This is a genomic window from Geomonas anaerohicana, from assembly GCF_016458305.1.
Taxonomy (GTDB): domain Bacteria; phylum Desulfobacterota; class Desulfuromonadia; order Geobacterales; family Geobacteraceae; genus Geomonas; species Geomonas anaerohicana.
The window spans coordinates 57,595-73,857 of the sequence record NZ_JAEMHL010000015.1; the positions used below are offsets into that span (position 1 = coordinate 57,595).

Consider the following 16,263-nt stretch of genomic DNA (forward strand, 5'->3'; position numbering starts at 1 on the left):
ATTCTCCGCTAGATGTTCAGGTGCCCGCGCTGCAGCGCTTCGAGGACGGTTGCCTTGGGACCGTCGGCGATGACGGTGCCGTTGTCGATGACGATGATGCGGTCCACCAGCTCCAGCAGCGAGGCGCGGTGCGTGATCAGGACCATGGTCTTTTCCTTGGCGCCGTCGGCCAGGTGATTCTTGAGCCTCACCTCGGCGCGGCTGTCCATGTTGCTGGTCGGCTCGTCGAAGACCAGCACCGGTGGGTCGAGAAGGAGCGCGCGGGCGATGGCCACGCACTGGCGCTGACCGCCGGAGAGGCCGCGGCCGAACTCGCCCACTTCCATGTCGAAGCCCATGGGGTGCTTCTTGACGAAGTCGCCGACGCCGGCCAGCTCGGCCGCGCGCATGATGGCGTGGTCTTCGATGTCGGCCGCGCCCAGGGTCAGATTCTCGCGCACGGTCCCCTTGAAGAGCGAGATGTCCTGCGGGACGTAGCCCACGTAGTGCCTCAGTTCGGCCGGGTCGATCTGCCTCAGGTCGGTGTCGTCCATGGTGACCATGCCGCTGGCCGGCTCGAAGAGCCCCAGGAGGAGCTTGCCCAGCGTGGTCTTGCCCGAGCCGATGGGGCCGATGACGCCGACCTTCTCGCCCGGGGCGATCTGCAGCGAGATGTTGTTGAGCGCGTTCACGGTCTGGCCGGGATAGGCGAAGGTGAGCCCCTTCACCCCGATCCCCCCCTTGAAGCGGGGGCGGTGCAGGAAGGTCTTGCCGGCCGGGCGTTCCACCGGGAGTTTCATGATGTCGTCGAGGGCGCGGTAGGCCTCCTTGGCCCGGTGGTAGCGGGTGGCGAGGTTGGCCACCTGGGCCACCGGCGCCACCACCTGCCGGGACAGGATCACCAGCGCCACCAGGCCGCCCTGGGTCAGCTCACGCATGGCGATGGCGTAGACCCCGGCGACCACCAGGGCGACCACGGCCAGGTTCTGCACCAGGAAGGAGACGTGGCTCACCGAGGAGGAGAGAAAGCGCGAGCGGGCGCTCCAGGTGGAGATGTAGCTGACCGCGTCCTCCCAGCTTCTCTGCACGTGGCTCTCGGCGCCGAGCATCTTCACCGTCTCCAGTCCGGCGAGCCCCTCGACCAGGATGGCGTTTTTCTGGCTCGATGCGGCGAAGGTGTTCTCGACGGCGCGGCGCAGCGGCGCCTGGATGCAGGCGGAGTAGATCAGCATCAGCGCGATGCTGACCAGGAAGATGGTGAGGATGGCGCCCCCGCCGATGTACCAGATCACGATGAGCCCCAGGACCACGAAGGGGAGGTCGATGACCGCGGTGATGGAGAAGGAGGTGATGAAGTCGAGGATGGTCTCGAATTCCCTCAGGTTATTGGAGAAGGAGCCGATGGATTGCGGGCGCACTTCCAGGCGCAGGTTCAAGACCCGCTGCAACAAGAGCGAGGAGATCTTCAGGTTGGCCTTCTTGCCCGCCTCGTCGACGAAGTAGCCGCGCAGCCCCTGCATCAGCACCGAGAACAGGTAGACCACGGTGACGCCGATGGAGAGCACCCAGAGGGTCTCGTAGGCGCTGTTGGGGATGACCCGGTCGTAGACGTTCAAGATATAGAAGGTGCTGACCAGGGCGAAGACGTTGATCAGGAAGGAGGCGATGAGGACGTCGCGGTAGATGCGCCAGGAGGAGGTGATGGCGCTCCAGAACCAGTTCCCTTGCCCTTCGTCGCGGGTGACGCTGGTGGACTTGCCGATGCGGTAGCGGGGGCGGACGAAGATGGCGAAGCCGGTGTAGAGCTTCTCCAGTTCGGCCCGGGTCACGATCTTCTCGCCGGTGCCCGCTTCGGGGAGGAGGATGCGGAAGCTGTCCTTGTCCGGGAGCCTTTCCACCACCGCACAGGCCTGCCGGTTGTGCAAGAGCAGGATGGCGGGGAGCTGCAGCTGGGAGATGCGCTCCAGGGGGCGCTTCACCAGCCGCGAGGAGAGCCCGGCCCGCTCGGCGCAGCGGGGGAAGAGCTCCACCGTGACGCGGTTTTGCACCAGGGGGAGCCCGGCGGTGAGTCCGGTGCGCGATGCCGGCAGCCCGTGCAGCTTGGCCACCAAAAGCAGCGAGTCGAGAAGGGGGTCGTCGTGGCGGTCGGTATCCTCGGCCACGTTCCACTGTGCTTCTAGCTTACGGTTTTCAGTCTCTGGCACGTCTGATCCTCTTAGCTGTAAAAGGGGCCGCCGAAATGAGTGGGAAATATTCTAGCATAATACCTTTCACATTGGTAAACGTTTTGCGTTATACTTGCGGTTGTCGTCCTGTGTCAGTACCTCTTTCAGCAACACTGTCATCCAGCCGGTCAAAGAAAGGATACTCCATGTTTTATGTAGAAAGAGACGGCGAGGGCAAGATCGTCGCCCTGCACAAAAGCCCCGCCGCGTCGGCCACCGAAGAGAAATCCCCGATGGACGAGGAGGTGGTCGCCTTCCTGAACGACGCCGGGGCCTGGGGGGAGGCGCTGGCCTTCTCCGACGCGGCCACCGTGCGCGTCATCGAGGACCTGGTCGACCTCCTGGTCAGAAAGAACCTGATCAACTTCACCGAACTGCCCGAGCAGGCGCAGCAGAGGATCAAGGCGCGCCAGAGCCTGCGCGAGAAGATCGCCTCCACCGACCTCCTGGTGCACGACATCATCTGACGGCGGGGTAGGAGGAGAGCGGCTGCGGCCTGCCGAAGAAGTACCCCTGCATGGCGTCGAGGTTGAGCTCCCTGAGGACGGCCGCCTGCGCCTCGCTTTCCACCCCTTCGGCCACCACCTTGATGTCGATGCTGTGCGCCACGCTGCAGAGCGAGGCGACGTAGAACCTGCTGTCGTTCTCCCCGCCGGAGAGTTCCCCGGTGTAGGCCCGGTCGATCTTCACGTACTCCGGGTGCAGGGACTGCAGGTAGCCGAGCTTGGAGAAGCTGCGGCCGTAGTGGTCGAGCCCTATGCCGTGGCCGCAGGCCCGGACCGCGGCGCCGAACTCGCGGATGCTCTGCAGGTGCTGCACCGCGGCGAACTCGGAGAACTCGAAGTTGACCCGGGGCGCGCCGGCCGGCAGTGCCTTCAAGAAGGCGTAGAGCCAGTTGCGGAAGGCGTCGTCCTCCAGGGAGGTCGGGGAGAGGTTGATGGCCACCCGCTCCACGCCCAGGCGGCGGTAGTCGACCTTCAGCGCCTCTTCGATCACCATCCGGTCGATGGAGGAGACCAGCTTCAGCCGCTCGGCGACCGGCATGAACAGGGCGGCGTCCAGCGCCTCGCCGTTTTCCTGCATGACGCGGGCGAAGAGCTCGAGCTGGACCAGCCTGCGTCCCGGCCCGTTCTCGATCACCCCCTGCGCGTCGAGCCTGATGCGCCTCTCCTCGAGCGCCCGTACCAGGGCGTCCTTCCAGTGCTGCTGCCCCTGCGGCAGCGTCTCGGTTTCCCCGGTCACCACCCTTGCTTCCCAGCTGTTGGCCCCGTTTTGCAGCGCCGCGGAGAGCGCCAGGTCCGCCTCGGCCAGCAGCCTGGTCAGGCTGGTGCCCCCCTGGTAGGTGGCGACCCCCAGGTGGCCGATGTTGTCGGTGAGCGCGATCTTCTCCATGGCGATCCGGCCCAGCTGCGCCGCGATCTCGGTGGCGATGATGCCCCCCTCGGAGGGGGAGACGTCGGGAAGGAAGATGCCGAAGTCTCCGCCGGTGAGGCGGGAAAGCGCGGTGTCGGCGTAGGCGTTGACGGCGCTCTTCAACATGGCCGCGACCCGCTTGACCAGGTCGTCGCCCGCCTGCAGACCCTTCTTCTGGTTCAAGGCCTCCAGACCGTGGATGCGCAGCAAGAGGAGAACGCCGCAGCCGTTTTGTTCCTGCCGGGCGAGGTCGGCGTTCACCTGGCTCTCGAACAGACGCCGGTTGCCCAAAAGCGTGACCGGGTCCTGGTAGGCCCGCTCCTGCAGCCCTTCGGCCGTGGCCGCCTGCTCCTCGAACATCTCCTTCACCTTCACCGTCATCCGGTTCATCGCCTCGACCACGCTCTTGAACTCGCGGGTGCGCGGCAGCGTCTCCTGGAGCTGGTACTCCTTGCGGCACAACGCGTCCGCCTGGCGCTCAACCGCGGCCAGGGGCTTCAGGAGGATCCTGAGCCCCACCGCCGCCGCCAAGAGCAGGAAGGCCGCGCAGGCGGCAAACCAGGCGGTCATGCTGAGCACCTCGCTCCAGAGCGTCGCGTAGGCGTAGCCGGGATGGCTCTTGACCAGGATGGTCCCCCCCTGGTTCCACCCGGCCATCACGTCCGAGGCGGCCTCCGGGGTCTTCAGCGGCACCAGCGCCACGAACCACTGCGGCACATCCTCGACCCGGACCGGGAGGGTGCGCTCGATGAGCACCTTGCCGCGCGGGTCGGAGAAGATGATCTTCTGGTAGTAGCCCCGATCGAAGAGGGCGTTGATCATCCCCTCCACCAGGGTGAGGTCCTTTTGGGCCACGTGGGGAGAGATGGAGAGGGCCAGCGAGGTGGCGGTGTCCTGCACGTGGGACTCCAGCTGGTTGGTCAGGAAGGTGCGGGTGTTGGCCAGCTTCGCGTACCAGGTGCCGGTGAACAGGAGCAGGAAGAGCACGACGGTGAAGATGATGAGCTGTCGATACAGTGTCATAGGGTTACCCTTGGTCCGTTACAGTTTGTTCTCGGACATCTTTTGCAGAAGGTCCTGCCACAGCCTGAGCCGGTTGGACTTGCCGGCGGCCTTACCCATCCCCCTTTGCTTGGCGAGCCACAGCCCCGAACCGTTGAAGCTCAGGATCGGCATGAGGTCGTTGCGCTTGGAGGCGTGATCAATGGAATCAACCAGGTTGTCGAGCACGAGCGGCTCGGCCTCGGGGGTGCTGTAGTAGGTGAGCACCATGTGGTGGATGTTGTAGCGCAGCGCCTTGACGTAGGTGATGCGGAGCTTGTCGTCCTCCACCCCCATCGCCTTCAGGGTGAAGTACTTGGCGATGGCGAAGTCCTCGCAGTCCCCCGCCCCCTTGGCCAGGAACTCGATGGGCGTGGCCCAGTAGTCCTCGACCCCCCAGACGTCCCAGTCGCTGGCGAAGCGCAGCCGCTCGTTGAAGAAGCGGTTCACCTTGTCGAGCTTGTCCCGGTCGGTGCGGCTTCTGTCCCGCGCGATGAGGTCCTCCCACGCGGTCAGGCGGCGCAAGGCTTCCCTGCCGTATTTCCTCTCGGCCGTCTGCAGCACGGAGCGGTCGACGCTGAAGTTGCCGGCGGGGAGCACGGTGCCGGCAAGCAAAAGCGCCGCCAGGAAGGCGGTCAGGGAGAGCGATGTCAGTCGTTTCAGGTAGTTGCCCACGTTGGTCCCGGCGCAGATGCCCTTTCTCTAAAAAAAAGCCCGGACCGTCCTAAAGGCTAGCGGCGATCCGGGGCTCTATCATACAGTGCGCTGTCGGGATAGTCTACGGCGTTCCGGCGGCCGTGGTGACGCGGCCGGTGCTGTCGGGGGGCTGCAGACCCAGGGTGGGGAGCAGGCGCGACATGCCGTTTAGGACCCGGAACTCGGCATAGCGCTGGTCGTACACCGCGTTGACCAGGCTCGCCTTGGCGTTGATCAGCTCGGCCTGGGTGTCCAGGAGGTCGAACATGGTCCTTCTGCCGATGGACCACTGGGCTGCGAAGGCGTCGGCGGTCTGGGCGGCGGCCTTGACGTAGTCGTCGAGGTACTTGATGCGCTCCTGGGCGCTGCGGTTGGCCTCCCAGGAGAGACGGATCGACTGCACCGTCTGGCGTTTGGTGTTCTCCATGATTTCCTGCGCCTCGTAGACCTCGCTCTGGGTCTGGCCGATGCGCGCCTTGTTCCAGCCGCCGTTCAAGATGTTGAAGGTGAGGGTGGCTGTCCCAAGGAACTCCTCGCGCTGGCCGGGGAGGTCGTTGTAGTCCTTGAGCCAGCGGTAGTCGAGGGCCACGTCGAGGCTCGGGTAGAGCAGGCTCTTGGCGGCCTCGTGCTGCGCCGTCCTTTCCTGCACCCCTTCACGGGCGGACTTGAGCGCCTGGTTGCCGGCGACGGCGAGTTCCTCCGCCTCGTCCTTGGTTTTGGGGAGCTGCGGGGCGACCGACAGGGGCTCGGTCAGCTCACCGGGGAGGTAGCCGATCACGGCCTGGTAGTCGGCCAGGCTGTCGGAGAGGTTGGCCTGGGCCGCGGCGAGGTTGCTCTCCGCGAGCGCCACGCGCCCCTTGACCTGTTCGAAGTCGGCGCGGCGGTCGACGCCGGACTCGCTTCTCAGTTTCACCTGGTCGTGAATGCGCAGGTGGTTGGTCAGGTTCTCCTGGGCCAGCGCCAGGAGCTTTTCGCTTCTGAGGACGTTGATGTACACCTTGGAGGCCAAGAGGGCGTTGTTCTCGGCGGTGCTCCCCAACTGGTACTGCTGGGCCCGGGCCCGGGCCTCCTGGCGCTCCACTTCGCTTTGGGTGCCGAAGAAGCGGAACACGTTCTGGCGCACGCTGACGATGGCGGTGTTGGGATAGACGGTCCCGAAGGTCGGCTCGTGCTGGCGGGTCACCCCGGCGGCCAGCGAGACGTCCATGGTGGGGAGGTAGCCGGCCTTGGCCTGGCGCACTTCCTTCTCCCGCGCCATCTTGTTGTAGTAGTTTGCCCTCACTTCGGGGTTGGAGCGCAGCATGTACTGCACCGCGTCCTGGAGCGTCTCCGCCTGGGCGGCCGCGGCTCCGGAAGCGAACATCCCCAATGCCAATACTGTCACTAATTTCCTGTTTGGTAGCATAGCATCCCTTCCTGTGGTCTCATATGAATAAAAACAAATTAAAAACACTCAATGTATACAAGCTTGATGCATTATATACCGAGTAGTTGCTAATGTCGATACTCATATTATGTCTGAATAATAAATTTGCAAATATTATTTTTTGTGACTAATATATGTGCTCCGCGAGTCGAACTTAAAGAAATCAAAAGCCATTTGACACGGCCGGATTTAATAGTAGCTTAATAGTAGCTTTTGGCAAGCCTCAGAGATTAATGTGGTATTTTAATGCAATCTAATACAACCCAAACGGAGAAGAAGAAATTGAAACGACATGCATTGATGATGATGACAATGGCGTTGCTTCTCGCCTCCCGTCCCGGTCCGTCGGCCGCAGCCGACGCGCCGCCCGGAGGGAGCCCGGCAAGCAACAGGGTGGGGACATTCTCGGTGTCCCCGATGGTAGGTGGGGTCTCCTTTGACGGAGAGCAACACCTGGAAACCGCGCCGGTCTTCGGCCTGCGCGCCGGCTACAACTTCACCCGCAACCTGGAGGCGGAGGCGCTCGTCGACTACGCCAAGACCCGCGGCACGCTGGTGGACAAGAACACGGACTTCCTGCGCTACGGGGCGGACCTGTTGTGGAACTTCATGCCGGACCAGAAGTTCGTGCCCAACATCGCGGCGGGCTACGCAGGGACCCAGCTCAAATCGGACACCAAGGGCGCCTTCGACCTCGGCGCCGGCTTCAAGTACTTCGTGACCGAGGACATGGCCTGGCGCGGCGACGTGAGGGGCATCTTCATCGACAACAAGATCGACCGCTACGCCATCGAGTACACCACGGGGATCTACATCCCCTTCGGCGTGACCCCGCCGGTCGCGAAGCTCCCGGCTCCGCCGCCGCCACCCGAGCCGGTGGCACGGCCGGTCCCCGCGGTGCAGCCGACCCTGAACCTGACCGTGCCGCCTCCGGCGCCGGCCCCGGTGCCGGTGGCCGCCCCCGAGGTCTCGCTCGCCGCCGCACCCGACAGCATCAAGAAGGGCGAGAAGTCGGTCCTGACCTGGCAGAGCAAGGGCGCCGACAACTGCGAGATGCGCCCCGACGTGGGCAGCGTGGCCGTGAAGGGTTCCACCACCGTGACCCCGGCCGCGGACACCATCTACACCGTCACCTGCAAGGGCAAGGGGGGCACCGCTTCTGCCAACGCCTCGGTCATGGTGGCCCAGCCGGTGGCAGCGGAGAAGCGCTTCTGCAACCAGCCCGCGGTGCTGATGATCAACTTCGACACCGACAAGTGGAACGTGAAGCCCCAGTACCACGCCGAGCTGAAGACGGTGGGCGACTTCCTGAACGAGTTCCCCGAGGCACACGGCGAGATCTCCGGGCATACCGACGGCACCGCCAGCGTCGCCTACAACCAGAGGCTCTCCGAACGGCGCGCCCAGTCGGTGCGCGACTACATCGTCAAGAACTTCAACATCGATCCCAAGCGGCTTACCGCCAAGGGGTACGGCAAGTCCCGCCCGGTGGCCACCAACAAGACCGCCGTCGGTCGCGCGAAGAACCGTCGCATCGAGACCAACCTCGTGTGCGAGAAGAACGGTGCGCAACAGGGATCGGCAGCCCAGCCGGCAGCAGCACCCAAGGCCGCGGCCAAGCCCGCGGCAGCAAAAAAAGGTGCCACTGGAAAAAAGCCGGTAGCCCTGGTGCCAGCGCAAGGTAACGTCGCCAACGCCGACGTTGCCCCTGCACAGCGCCAGGGCGAACCTGAAGCACGCTTTTTCCCGCAGGCCGCCGATCCGGCTGTGACCGCATCCGGATCGGCCCTCCTGCCCGCAGCACAAAGAAAGGGGGAAGAGGAACCACGCTACTTCCCCCAGGCAGCAGCAGCCGAAGTGAAGGAGGGGGCCGTGCCCCCTCCGCTTCCCCCGGCCAAGCGCCAGGCGCCCATCACGGCCGCCTACCCGGAGCAGCCGCCGCAGCAGGCCGCAGCGGCGGCACCGGCGCCGGGGAGTGTTCCGGCGGCGCAACTGGTGCCGCCCCCCGGTCCTCTTGCCGAGGGAGCCGCGCCGGCCGCAAAGGTAGCGACGGCGCCGACGCCGCCCGAGCTGCCGGCGGCACAAAGAATGAAGCAGGCAGAACAGCCTATCCCCAGTACCCCCGCCACCGCAGCGCCGACCGCGCTCCCCGTCCCCTCCGCCGCGCCGGCCGCACCCGAACAGGCTGCCGTTGCCGAAGCCGCATCCGTCGCCTCCGCGCTCAGAAAGCAGGAGCCGGCAGCGCCCGCTCCCGATGAAGCGCCCTTCGTGCTCAAGGCGACCACCCCCACCCCCGTGCCCGATGGCAGCATCGCCCTGACCGGCATCACCATCGACAAGGACGGCCTCAGCCTGTACACGAGCGGCAAGGTGAACGAATTCAGCCTGATCACCATGGTGGAGCCCTACAGCCTGGTCATCGACGTCTACGGCGCGGTGAACGGCATCGGCCTCCCCAAGGCACCCGTGCAGAAATTCGACCTCACCGACGTTCGTTTCAGAGAGTTCCCCGACCACCTCCAGATCACCCTCGACGCCGGCCGGGAAGAAATAATCCCCTACCGCAGCTTCAAAACCGACACCGGGTTGAGGATCAACATCAAGCCGAGAAGCAGTCACCACATAGGCCCCTGACCCGGGCGCCTTTGGCGCGCACCCGGCAGCGGCTCACGATACGATGCTCTAAGTAGCTCATCCGTAAGGAGGAGTCTGACATGGACCACGGTATTGCATTGCGATGGAAACTGGCTGTCGTAGTGACGGGATTGGTGTCTCTTCTGGCCGCGCCGGCGCTTTTTGCCGCCGAGGCGCAGCCCCCCGCCGCGGCCCCCCCGCCGCAGGAAGCCCCCACCGAACAGGCCAGCGACCTGGGACTCGAGCTCCGGCTGCAGACGGTGAAGAAGGATCTCCTGGTCATGCTCAACTTCGCCGAGCACTTCATCGCCAGCGGCGAGACCAAGACCGCGGCGCAGCTGCAGGCCCCCCTCGACGACTACTTACGGCGCCACGCCGACTACCTGGTGGTCCAGGCGGTGGACGGCTCCAACATCGAGATGACCCAGCTCTCGGCCGAGATCGCCCTGGTGAAGACGCGCCTGCTCATCGTGCTCAACTACCGCGACGATGCCGGCAGCGTGCTCACCGAGATGAAGCGGCTCTACGCTCCCTACCAGAAGATGTCGGTGCAGATCCAGGGCAAGACCACCACGCTGGACGAAGCCATCCGCCAGTTGGACACCGACCTGGCACGCATCGCCAAGAAATAACCTCCAAGGAGCCGCCGCCATGGACATTCTGGGCATCATCACCATCAATCCCAACAGCTTCAACATCTGGTCGCTGAGAATCTCGCTTACCCTGACTACCAGCATCTTCATCATCGCCATGATCCTGGCGGTACGGGCCTTCCTGCACGCCAAGGCGCTGGACCACAAGCACCTCGACGGCGTCAAGGACCAGCATGCCTCCCCCGCAGACACCCTTTCCGAGAGCGTGGCGAAGATGCTCTGGGCCACCAGCCAAAGCGACAACACGACCGGAGCGGCGGCCCCCAAGGAGTTCCTCTACGACGCGACCCGCGAGGTGGCGCAGAACAACTTCAACGGCACCTTCGTGAACCGCATCTACATGTGCGCCAACCTGCTCCCCCCCATCGGCCTTTGGGGGACGGTGGCGGGGATGATCGTGATCTTTCTCTACACCGGCGACCCGGGCAGCGCCATCAACAACGGCGCCATCGGGGCGAAGCTGTGGTCCACCTACTTTGCGCTCATGTACTACGTGATGCTGCAGGCGATCTGCGTCGGCCTGGACGTGATGGCCAAGCGCTCCATCAACCGCGGTCTGCAGGTGAAGATATAGGAGGTGGATCATGCGCACGGTGGGAACATCCCGTAACCAGTGGCTCATCTCCTTTACCGACGTCGCCTTTTTGCTCCTTTTGGTCTTCACCCAGATGGCGCGCATGGACACTTCCAGCAGCCAGGTGGCGGAGATGCAGCTCCCGGCGCCGGTGGTGGCCAAGAGTCCCGAGCTGGTGGCGATGCAGTCCAACCCCGACTACCACCAGCTCCTGGTGGAGAAGCACGGGGCGAAACCGTACCGGCTGGCGCATATCCTGCGCGGCAGGGAGGCGGCGCGCACCGATCCGCTCTCCTATGACGAGCTCTGTTCGGCGCTCAAACACCTGCAGGAGAACCGGGAGCAGCCGCGGCCGGTCGTGGTGCCGCTCCCCGAGTCCTTCAGCAGCGACCTCCTTTCCGCGGCGGCGGTGGTGAGCAAGTACTGGAGCTCCAACGGCCTCGCCGTGGTGCGCACCTCGCGCACCGGGGACAAACCATGACCCTGCGCATCCAGAACGCCTGCGGCCACGGGGGCACCAAGCTTAAGCACATCCTGGTCTGCGCCGAGCACGAGCTGCGCCCTCCGGTTCCGGTGTGGCTGCGCGCGGTCGTGCTGACGGCGCTGTGCCTGGTGGTGCTGTCCGTGAGCCGCTTCCAGATGCCCGGGGCCCCGGTGTCCAAGCGCACCATCATGGACGTGAGCCGGCTGGAGCTGAAGGCACCGCCGGCGCACCCGAAGACGGTGGCGCCCGTGGAGAAGCCGGTTGCGGCGCAGCAAAAGCCGCGCACCGTGTACGCCCTGGACGTGAAGCCGCCGCAGTACCGCCCCCCGGAGCCGGCGCCGCGGGAGCGTGCCGGCGGGCAGGGAAGGGCCGCGCAGCTACGGCACGAGGTTGATTACCCCGCCGAGCTGCCGCGTCCCGCCGTGGCCCGTTCCTACGGCTACCAGAGCGGCTCCGAGACGGCCCTCTACCCGGCGGTGGCCCGGGAGCGCAAGGGGACCGAAGCCTACGACGAACTGCACGGCGCGGCCTCCGCTCAGGTGCCCGCCAGCAAGCTCAGGAAGGAGGCGGGGAGCGCCGAGATCGGGGCGCGGCCGTCGCCCAAGAGCACCTACATCTACCGGGTACGGGGCGGGGCCGGGAACGCGGTCCCCGCCGCCGACGAACCGGTGGCGCTGCCGCAGCGACCCATGCGCGCCGTCGAGGTGGGGGGGAGCGCACCGGCGCCGCGGGTGGCGGCGGTCAGGAGCGCGCCCGAGGTGACCATCGACGAGCCCAAGGGAGCGCCGCCGCTGTCGGCCCGGCAGCGCAGCAAGAGCCCGGCGGGGAGCGGGGCGGGCGCCTCCGAAGTGGCCTTGGCGCGCGGGGTGTCGCTGATGAGCCTCAAGATCTGCGACAGCGCGCTGCAGCAGGAGGAAGCGATCAAGGCGGTTCTGAGCGTGGTGGGTGGGCGCTTAAGCTGCACCAGTGACAAGGGTGAGTTCCAGTTCAAGGGGACCAAACGAGTATCTTCCTTCAACCTCATCATCTTCCCGTCCAGGGGACGAGAGCCATCCCAGCGATGCGAGGAGTTGGATTATGCCTACGACTGCCTTAAGAAGCACTGATGCCAAACGGATCATCGCATTCATCTTCTGCTGTCTGCTCTGCCTCTTAATGGCGGCAGCGCCGTCCTGGGGCGCCCAGAAGAAGAAGGGGCACGCCGCACCGGCCAAGAAGGAGCACAAGGCGGCAGCCGTGGCGGCCCCGTCCGCGGCTCCCCAGGTCAAGGAGTGGGGGCCCTACCTCGACGTCGCCTACGAGCTCACCTACTGGGACAAGAACGAGATCAAGGAATGGCGCGAGAAACGCGACCAGGAGATCGGGGAAACGCTCGCCTCCTACATCGCCACCTGGAACGGCAAGCTTATGTCCGGGCAGAAAGGAGAGCCGCCGCAGCTGTTCCGCGACCGGGACTACCTGCGCCTGGCCATCGCCCAGACCGTGGACTACCTGCAAAGCGACGCTCCTGAGACGCTCGCCGCCGCGGCCAAGACCATGGAGAGCCTGAAGGGGAAGGCCTCCATGCCCGAGATCGCCTACTGGTCCGGGATGGTGAAGGCGCTGCAGGCCCTGGAGCGCGATGACGCCGACGATTTCGTCACCCAGGTCTACGGCATCTGGAACGGGTCGATCCTGTACATCGAGAAGAACGAGATCGCCACCGGCGCCACCAGCGGCAGCGTCCCCACCAACACCCCCTTCTACTACCGCAACCTGATCAGTCTCGTGGTGAACCGGGCTATCATCGCGCGCAAGCTGGACGGGCTGAACGCGCTGGGGCCTTTGTTCGTCATGATGAACGACCGCAACCTCGGCGAGAAGGACAGCGACGGGAAGTACACCAAGACCCTGGTGCAGCGCATCGTGGACGGGCTGAACGCGCCCGACTCGGACCGCTTCCGGTTGAACTTCACCGTCGCCGCCATCGAGTCCAAGCGCCTGCAGCAGGTGGCGAGCGCCAAGCTCGACGCCGAGGGGATGACCGAGGCGGTGCAAAAGACCTACGAACGGGCGAGAACCTACAACGACCTCTGCTTCAAGTGGGCGGCGGGGCCGCGGTCGAGCGGCGTGGTCATGGCGGCTGTGGATTACCTCGACATGACCAGTTTCGCCATCCCGCGTCTGGCCGACAACGAGAACGCGGCAGCCTACAAGTTCTTCGCCACCCTGCCGGACCAGGAGGGGAGGAGTGCGCTCCTGAAATCGATGGCGATCTTCAACGACATCGCCCCGTACTCCGCGGGTGGCTGGGAGCGCGCCGGCTACCAGAGCCGGGAGCTGTATCTGAAGTCGGCGCACCGGCTCTGGCGTGCCATCATGGAGCTTGCCCTGTGGACCGGCGACTACTACCTGGTCAAGCTGAACACCACCCAGGACTCGCAGAACATCCAGAGCTACGCCACCTCCATGCAGATGGCGCTCAACTCCTACCTGAACTTCCTCACCGCGCAGCAGGGTAGGGGATTCAACGACGTGATACCCGATTCCGCCTACTTCGGCGCCTTCGAGGCGAGCGATAAGGTTTCCTACGCCTACCGCAAGGTGAGCGAGTTCAGCACCGACAACGGCGCTTACAACCTGTGGTTCACGCATCGCCTGTTGTCGGCCGAGCTGTTCCCGCTTTCCCTGCGCGAAGTGCGCCAGACCTCGGCGACGCTCAAGAAGGACGGGCGCTACAACCTGTACCTCGACTACTACCTGCCGCTGGCCAGCCGCATCAAGCAGTCGCCGGCCATCAAGAAGTGGGTGAGCGCGCAGCGTCCCGAGACGGCGACGGCGAGCCTTGCCTACATCACCGCCATCGACAAGCTCTTTGCCGGTACCGCGACTGCGGATGCCCCTTCGGATACCCAGCTGATCGTCTCCTTCCAGAGCATGCGCGAGGAGATGCAGAGAAATCCCGACCACCCGACCCACAACCTGTTGAAGCTCTTCTACCTGGAGGAGATTCAGAAGAGTTCCAACTTCACCAAGCTGGTCAAGGAGCCCAACCGCCTGGACCGGCCGTTCTGAGTGGGCGGAACGCTCCTTTCAGCTCAGCCCTCTTCTCAAACACCAAGGGGGACAGGCACCTGGCGGAGCCAGTCCCCTCATAGAAAAGCCCTCTGAAGTAACAGAGGGCTTTTTTGTGTCTCACGCTTGGCATCCGCCAAGACACAGGTACTATATTGTCTCCAGTTTTGTCGTCAGCAGGTATGGCAGGAGTAAAGTGAGGTCTCTGTAACCTTGATCACTATGTCAGTCTAGTACCAAGGTACAATAGACATGGTTTCGCCTCAGAGATATCTTTACCATAACCAAATTTAGCAGCTTCCCTTTAGGTCACTATCAAATACATGGAGAATGGTCATGGCACAGAACAATCAGGCAGCAGGGCACCAGGTGGTCGGTAAGGTTGTCATTCTGTACGGAACGGTGAAAGCGATTTCCCCCGATGGCGCGATTCGTCTGCTCATGCCGAACAGCCCGATTTTCGCGGACGACCGCATCGTCACCGAGAGCGACGGCAGCGCATCCATCGTATTCGACGGCGCGCAGGGGAACCAGCTTGACCTCGGGCGGATGATGAACGTGTCCATCGACCAGGACGTTTACGGCACCGTCATGTCGGGCGACACCACCGATACCAGCGCCGAGGTGGCCCAGATCCAGCAGGCGCTGCTCACCGGCGATCAGCCCATCGAACTGGCAGCCCCGGCAGCCGGCGGCCCCGCCGATGCGGGCGGCACCCACCCGGTCTTCATCGTCACCCCCACCGGCGAGGAAGTTCAGCCCACCGGCGGCGTGACTACCACCGGCGTCACCTTCGGGACGACGGGGACCATCGACTCGGTTCTCACGGCGACCGCCACCACCCCCACCGTGCCGACCACCAACACGGTCGTGATTACTGCGCCGACCGACGTCAACGAGGGGGGCAGCATCACCTACACGGGGACGACTTCCCATCCGGCCCAGGGTGACATCACCGTGACCCTCTCCAACGGGAGCACCATCGTCATCCCCAACGGGTCTACCAGCGGCAGCGTGACCGTCCCGGTCCACCCGGACACGCCCTACGTGGATGCCGGCACCGTCACCACTACGGTCACCTCGGCAACAGGCGGCACCGAAACCATCGTGGTCAATAACACTCCGGTGGTTACCGAGGTTCATGACATCCCGAACCCGACCGCGGTGACGCTGGCAGTCAGCCCGGCAACCATCACCGAGGCCGGCGCGACGGTGACCTACACAGCCACCATCGCCAATGTCGCTCATGGCGACGTGACCGTCCATCTTGACAACGGCCAGACCATCATCATCGCCGACGGCCATACCACCGGTTCGGTTGAACACACCTTCGCCAACACCGATGACGTCTACGTCGATCCGACCAGCAGCAGCGTGGCGATCACCAGCGCTTCCGGCGGCAACTTCGAGCAGATCGTCATTGATGGCACCCCTGCCACCGTGCACATTGCCGACACCATCAACGACACCACGGTGAGCCTGGCAGTGAGCCCGGCAACGGTCACCGAGGCGGGCGCCACCGTCACCTATACCGCGACCCTGACCAACGCAGCTCACGGCGATGTGACGGTCCATCTCGACAACGGCCAGACCATCACCATCGCAGACGGGCACACCACCGGCACCGTGGACCACACCTTCGCCAACACCGATGACGTCTACGTCGATCCGAGCAGCAGCAGCGTTGCCATCTCCAGCGCTTCCGGCGGCAACTTCGAGAATATAGTCATTGGCGGTACGCCGGCCATAGTGCAGGTAATAGACACCATCGACACCGTGAAGCTCAGCATGACCACCGCGGACGTGAAGGAAAACGCCGAGAGCATCTTCACCGTGAGCGTGGACAAGGTGCTTACCGACGACCTGACCGTTCACCTCTCCAACGGTGCGGACGTGGTCATCAAGGCCGGGACCACCTCGGCCGACTACCACGTGCCGGCGCAGGGCGACGACTACTACCAGGACGGCGGCTCGGTGTCGCTGTCGATCAGCACGGCTGACGTCGCCGGCAAGACCTTCGAGGACCTCCAGATCGACCACGGCACCGTCACCTCGAACATCACCGACACCATCGACACCGTGAA

General features: G+C 64.6%; 12 protein-coding genes. 8 read left to right on the plus strand and 4 right to left on the minus strand.

Going from position 1 to position 16,263, the window contains the following annotated elements; translation table 11 throughout:
- Positions 1-8 precede the first annotated feature (8 nt).
- Positions 9-2,183: a type I secretion system permease/ATPase gene (locus JFN91_RS19655; protein WP_199390846.1), complete on the minus strand. Its 2,175-nt coding sequence runs from the start codon at positions 2,181-2,183 to the stop codon at positions 9-11.
- A 167-nt stretch (positions 2,184-2,350) separates the two neighbouring features.
- Between JFN91_RS19655 and JFN91_RS19660 the strand changes: the two genes are divergently transcribed.
- Positions 2,351-2,671 (plus strand): hypothetical protein, encoded by a 321-nt coding sequence (locus tag JFN91_RS19660; RefSeq protein ID WP_199390847.1) that lies wholly within the window; start codon positions 2,351-2,353, stop codon positions 2,669-2,671.
- Here JFN91_RS19660 and JFN91_RS19665 read toward each other — a convergent pair.
- The 3 genes from JFN91_RS19665 to JFN91_RS19675 form a co-directional block, all read right to left on the minus strand.
- Positions 2,664-4,640 (minus strand): bifunctional diguanylate cyclase/phosphodiesterase, encoded by a 1,977-nt coding sequence (locus JFN91_RS19665; protein ID WP_199390848.1) that lies wholly within the window; start codon positions 4,638-4,640, stop codon positions 2,664-2,666. The two genes, JFN91_RS19660 and JFN91_RS19665, sit on opposite strands and share 8 nt — an antisense overlap.
- Before the next feature lie 18 nt (positions 4,641-4,658).
- Entirely contained in the window at positions 4,659-5,333 is a 675-nt protein-coding gene (locus tag JFN91_RS19670; RefSeq protein ID WP_199390849.1) for a transglutaminase-like cysteine peptidase, read from the minus strand.
- 103 nt (positions 5,334-5,436) lie between these two features.
- Positions 5,437-6,738 carry a TolC family outer membrane protein gene (locus tag JFN91_RS19675; RefSeq protein ID WP_199390850.1) on the minus strand — a complete coding sequence of 434 codons (1,302 nt, stop codon included), beginning with the start codon at positions 6,736-6,738 and terminating at the stop codon, positions 5,437-5,439.
- A gap of 342 nt (positions 6,739-7,080) precedes the next feature.
- On the opposite strand from JFN91_RS19675, the gene JFN91_RS22340 reads away from it, so the two are divergent.
- From JFN91_RS22340 to JFN91_RS19710, 7 genes are all read left to right on the plus strand, one after another.
- The gene (locus JFN91_RS22340) at positions 7,081-9,414 is read left to right on the plus strand and encodes an OmpA family protein (RefSeq protein ID WP_199390851.1); all 2,334 of its coding nucleotides are present in this window, start codon (positions 7,081-7,083) and stop codon (positions 9,412-9,414) included.
- Positions 9,415-9,494: 80 nt separating this feature from the next.
- A complete protein-coding gene (locus JFN91_RS19685) occupies positions 9,495-10,046 on the plus strand; it encodes a hypothetical protein (RefSeq protein WP_199390852.1) in 552 nt (183 codons plus the stop codon).
- 19 nt (positions 10,047-10,065) lie between these two features.
- Positions 10,066-10,641, plus strand: a complete 576-nt coding sequence (locus JFN91_RS19690; protein WP_199390853.1) for a hypothetical protein — start codon at positions 10,066-10,068, stop codon at positions 10,639-10,641.
- Positions 10,642-10,651: 10 nt separating this feature from the next.
- On the plus strand, positions 10,652-11,122 hold the full coding sequence (locus JFN91_RS19695; RefSeq protein WP_199390854.1) for a hypothetical protein: 471 nt from the start codon (positions 10,652-10,654) through the stop codon (positions 11,120-11,122).
- Entirely contained in the window at positions 11,119-12,231 is a 1,113-nt protein-coding gene (locus JFN91_RS19700) for a hypothetical protein (protein WP_199390855.1), read from the plus strand. The genes JFN91_RS19695 and JFN91_RS19700 overlap by 4 nt, the downstream gene beginning before the upstream one ends.
- Positions 12,203-14,179, plus strand: coding sequence for a hypothetical protein (locus JFN91_RS19705; protein WP_199390856.1), 1,977 nt, complete (start codon positions 12,203-12,205; stop codon positions 14,177-14,179). Before JFN91_RS19700 ends, JFN91_RS19705 begins: the two co-directional genes overlap by 29 nt.
- A 336-nt stretch (positions 14,180-14,515) precedes the next feature.
- On the plus strand, positions 14,516-16,263 hold a 1,748-nt coding region (locus tag JFN91_RS19710; RefSeq protein WP_328747682.1), incomplete at its 3' end, for an immunoglobulin-like domain-containing protein.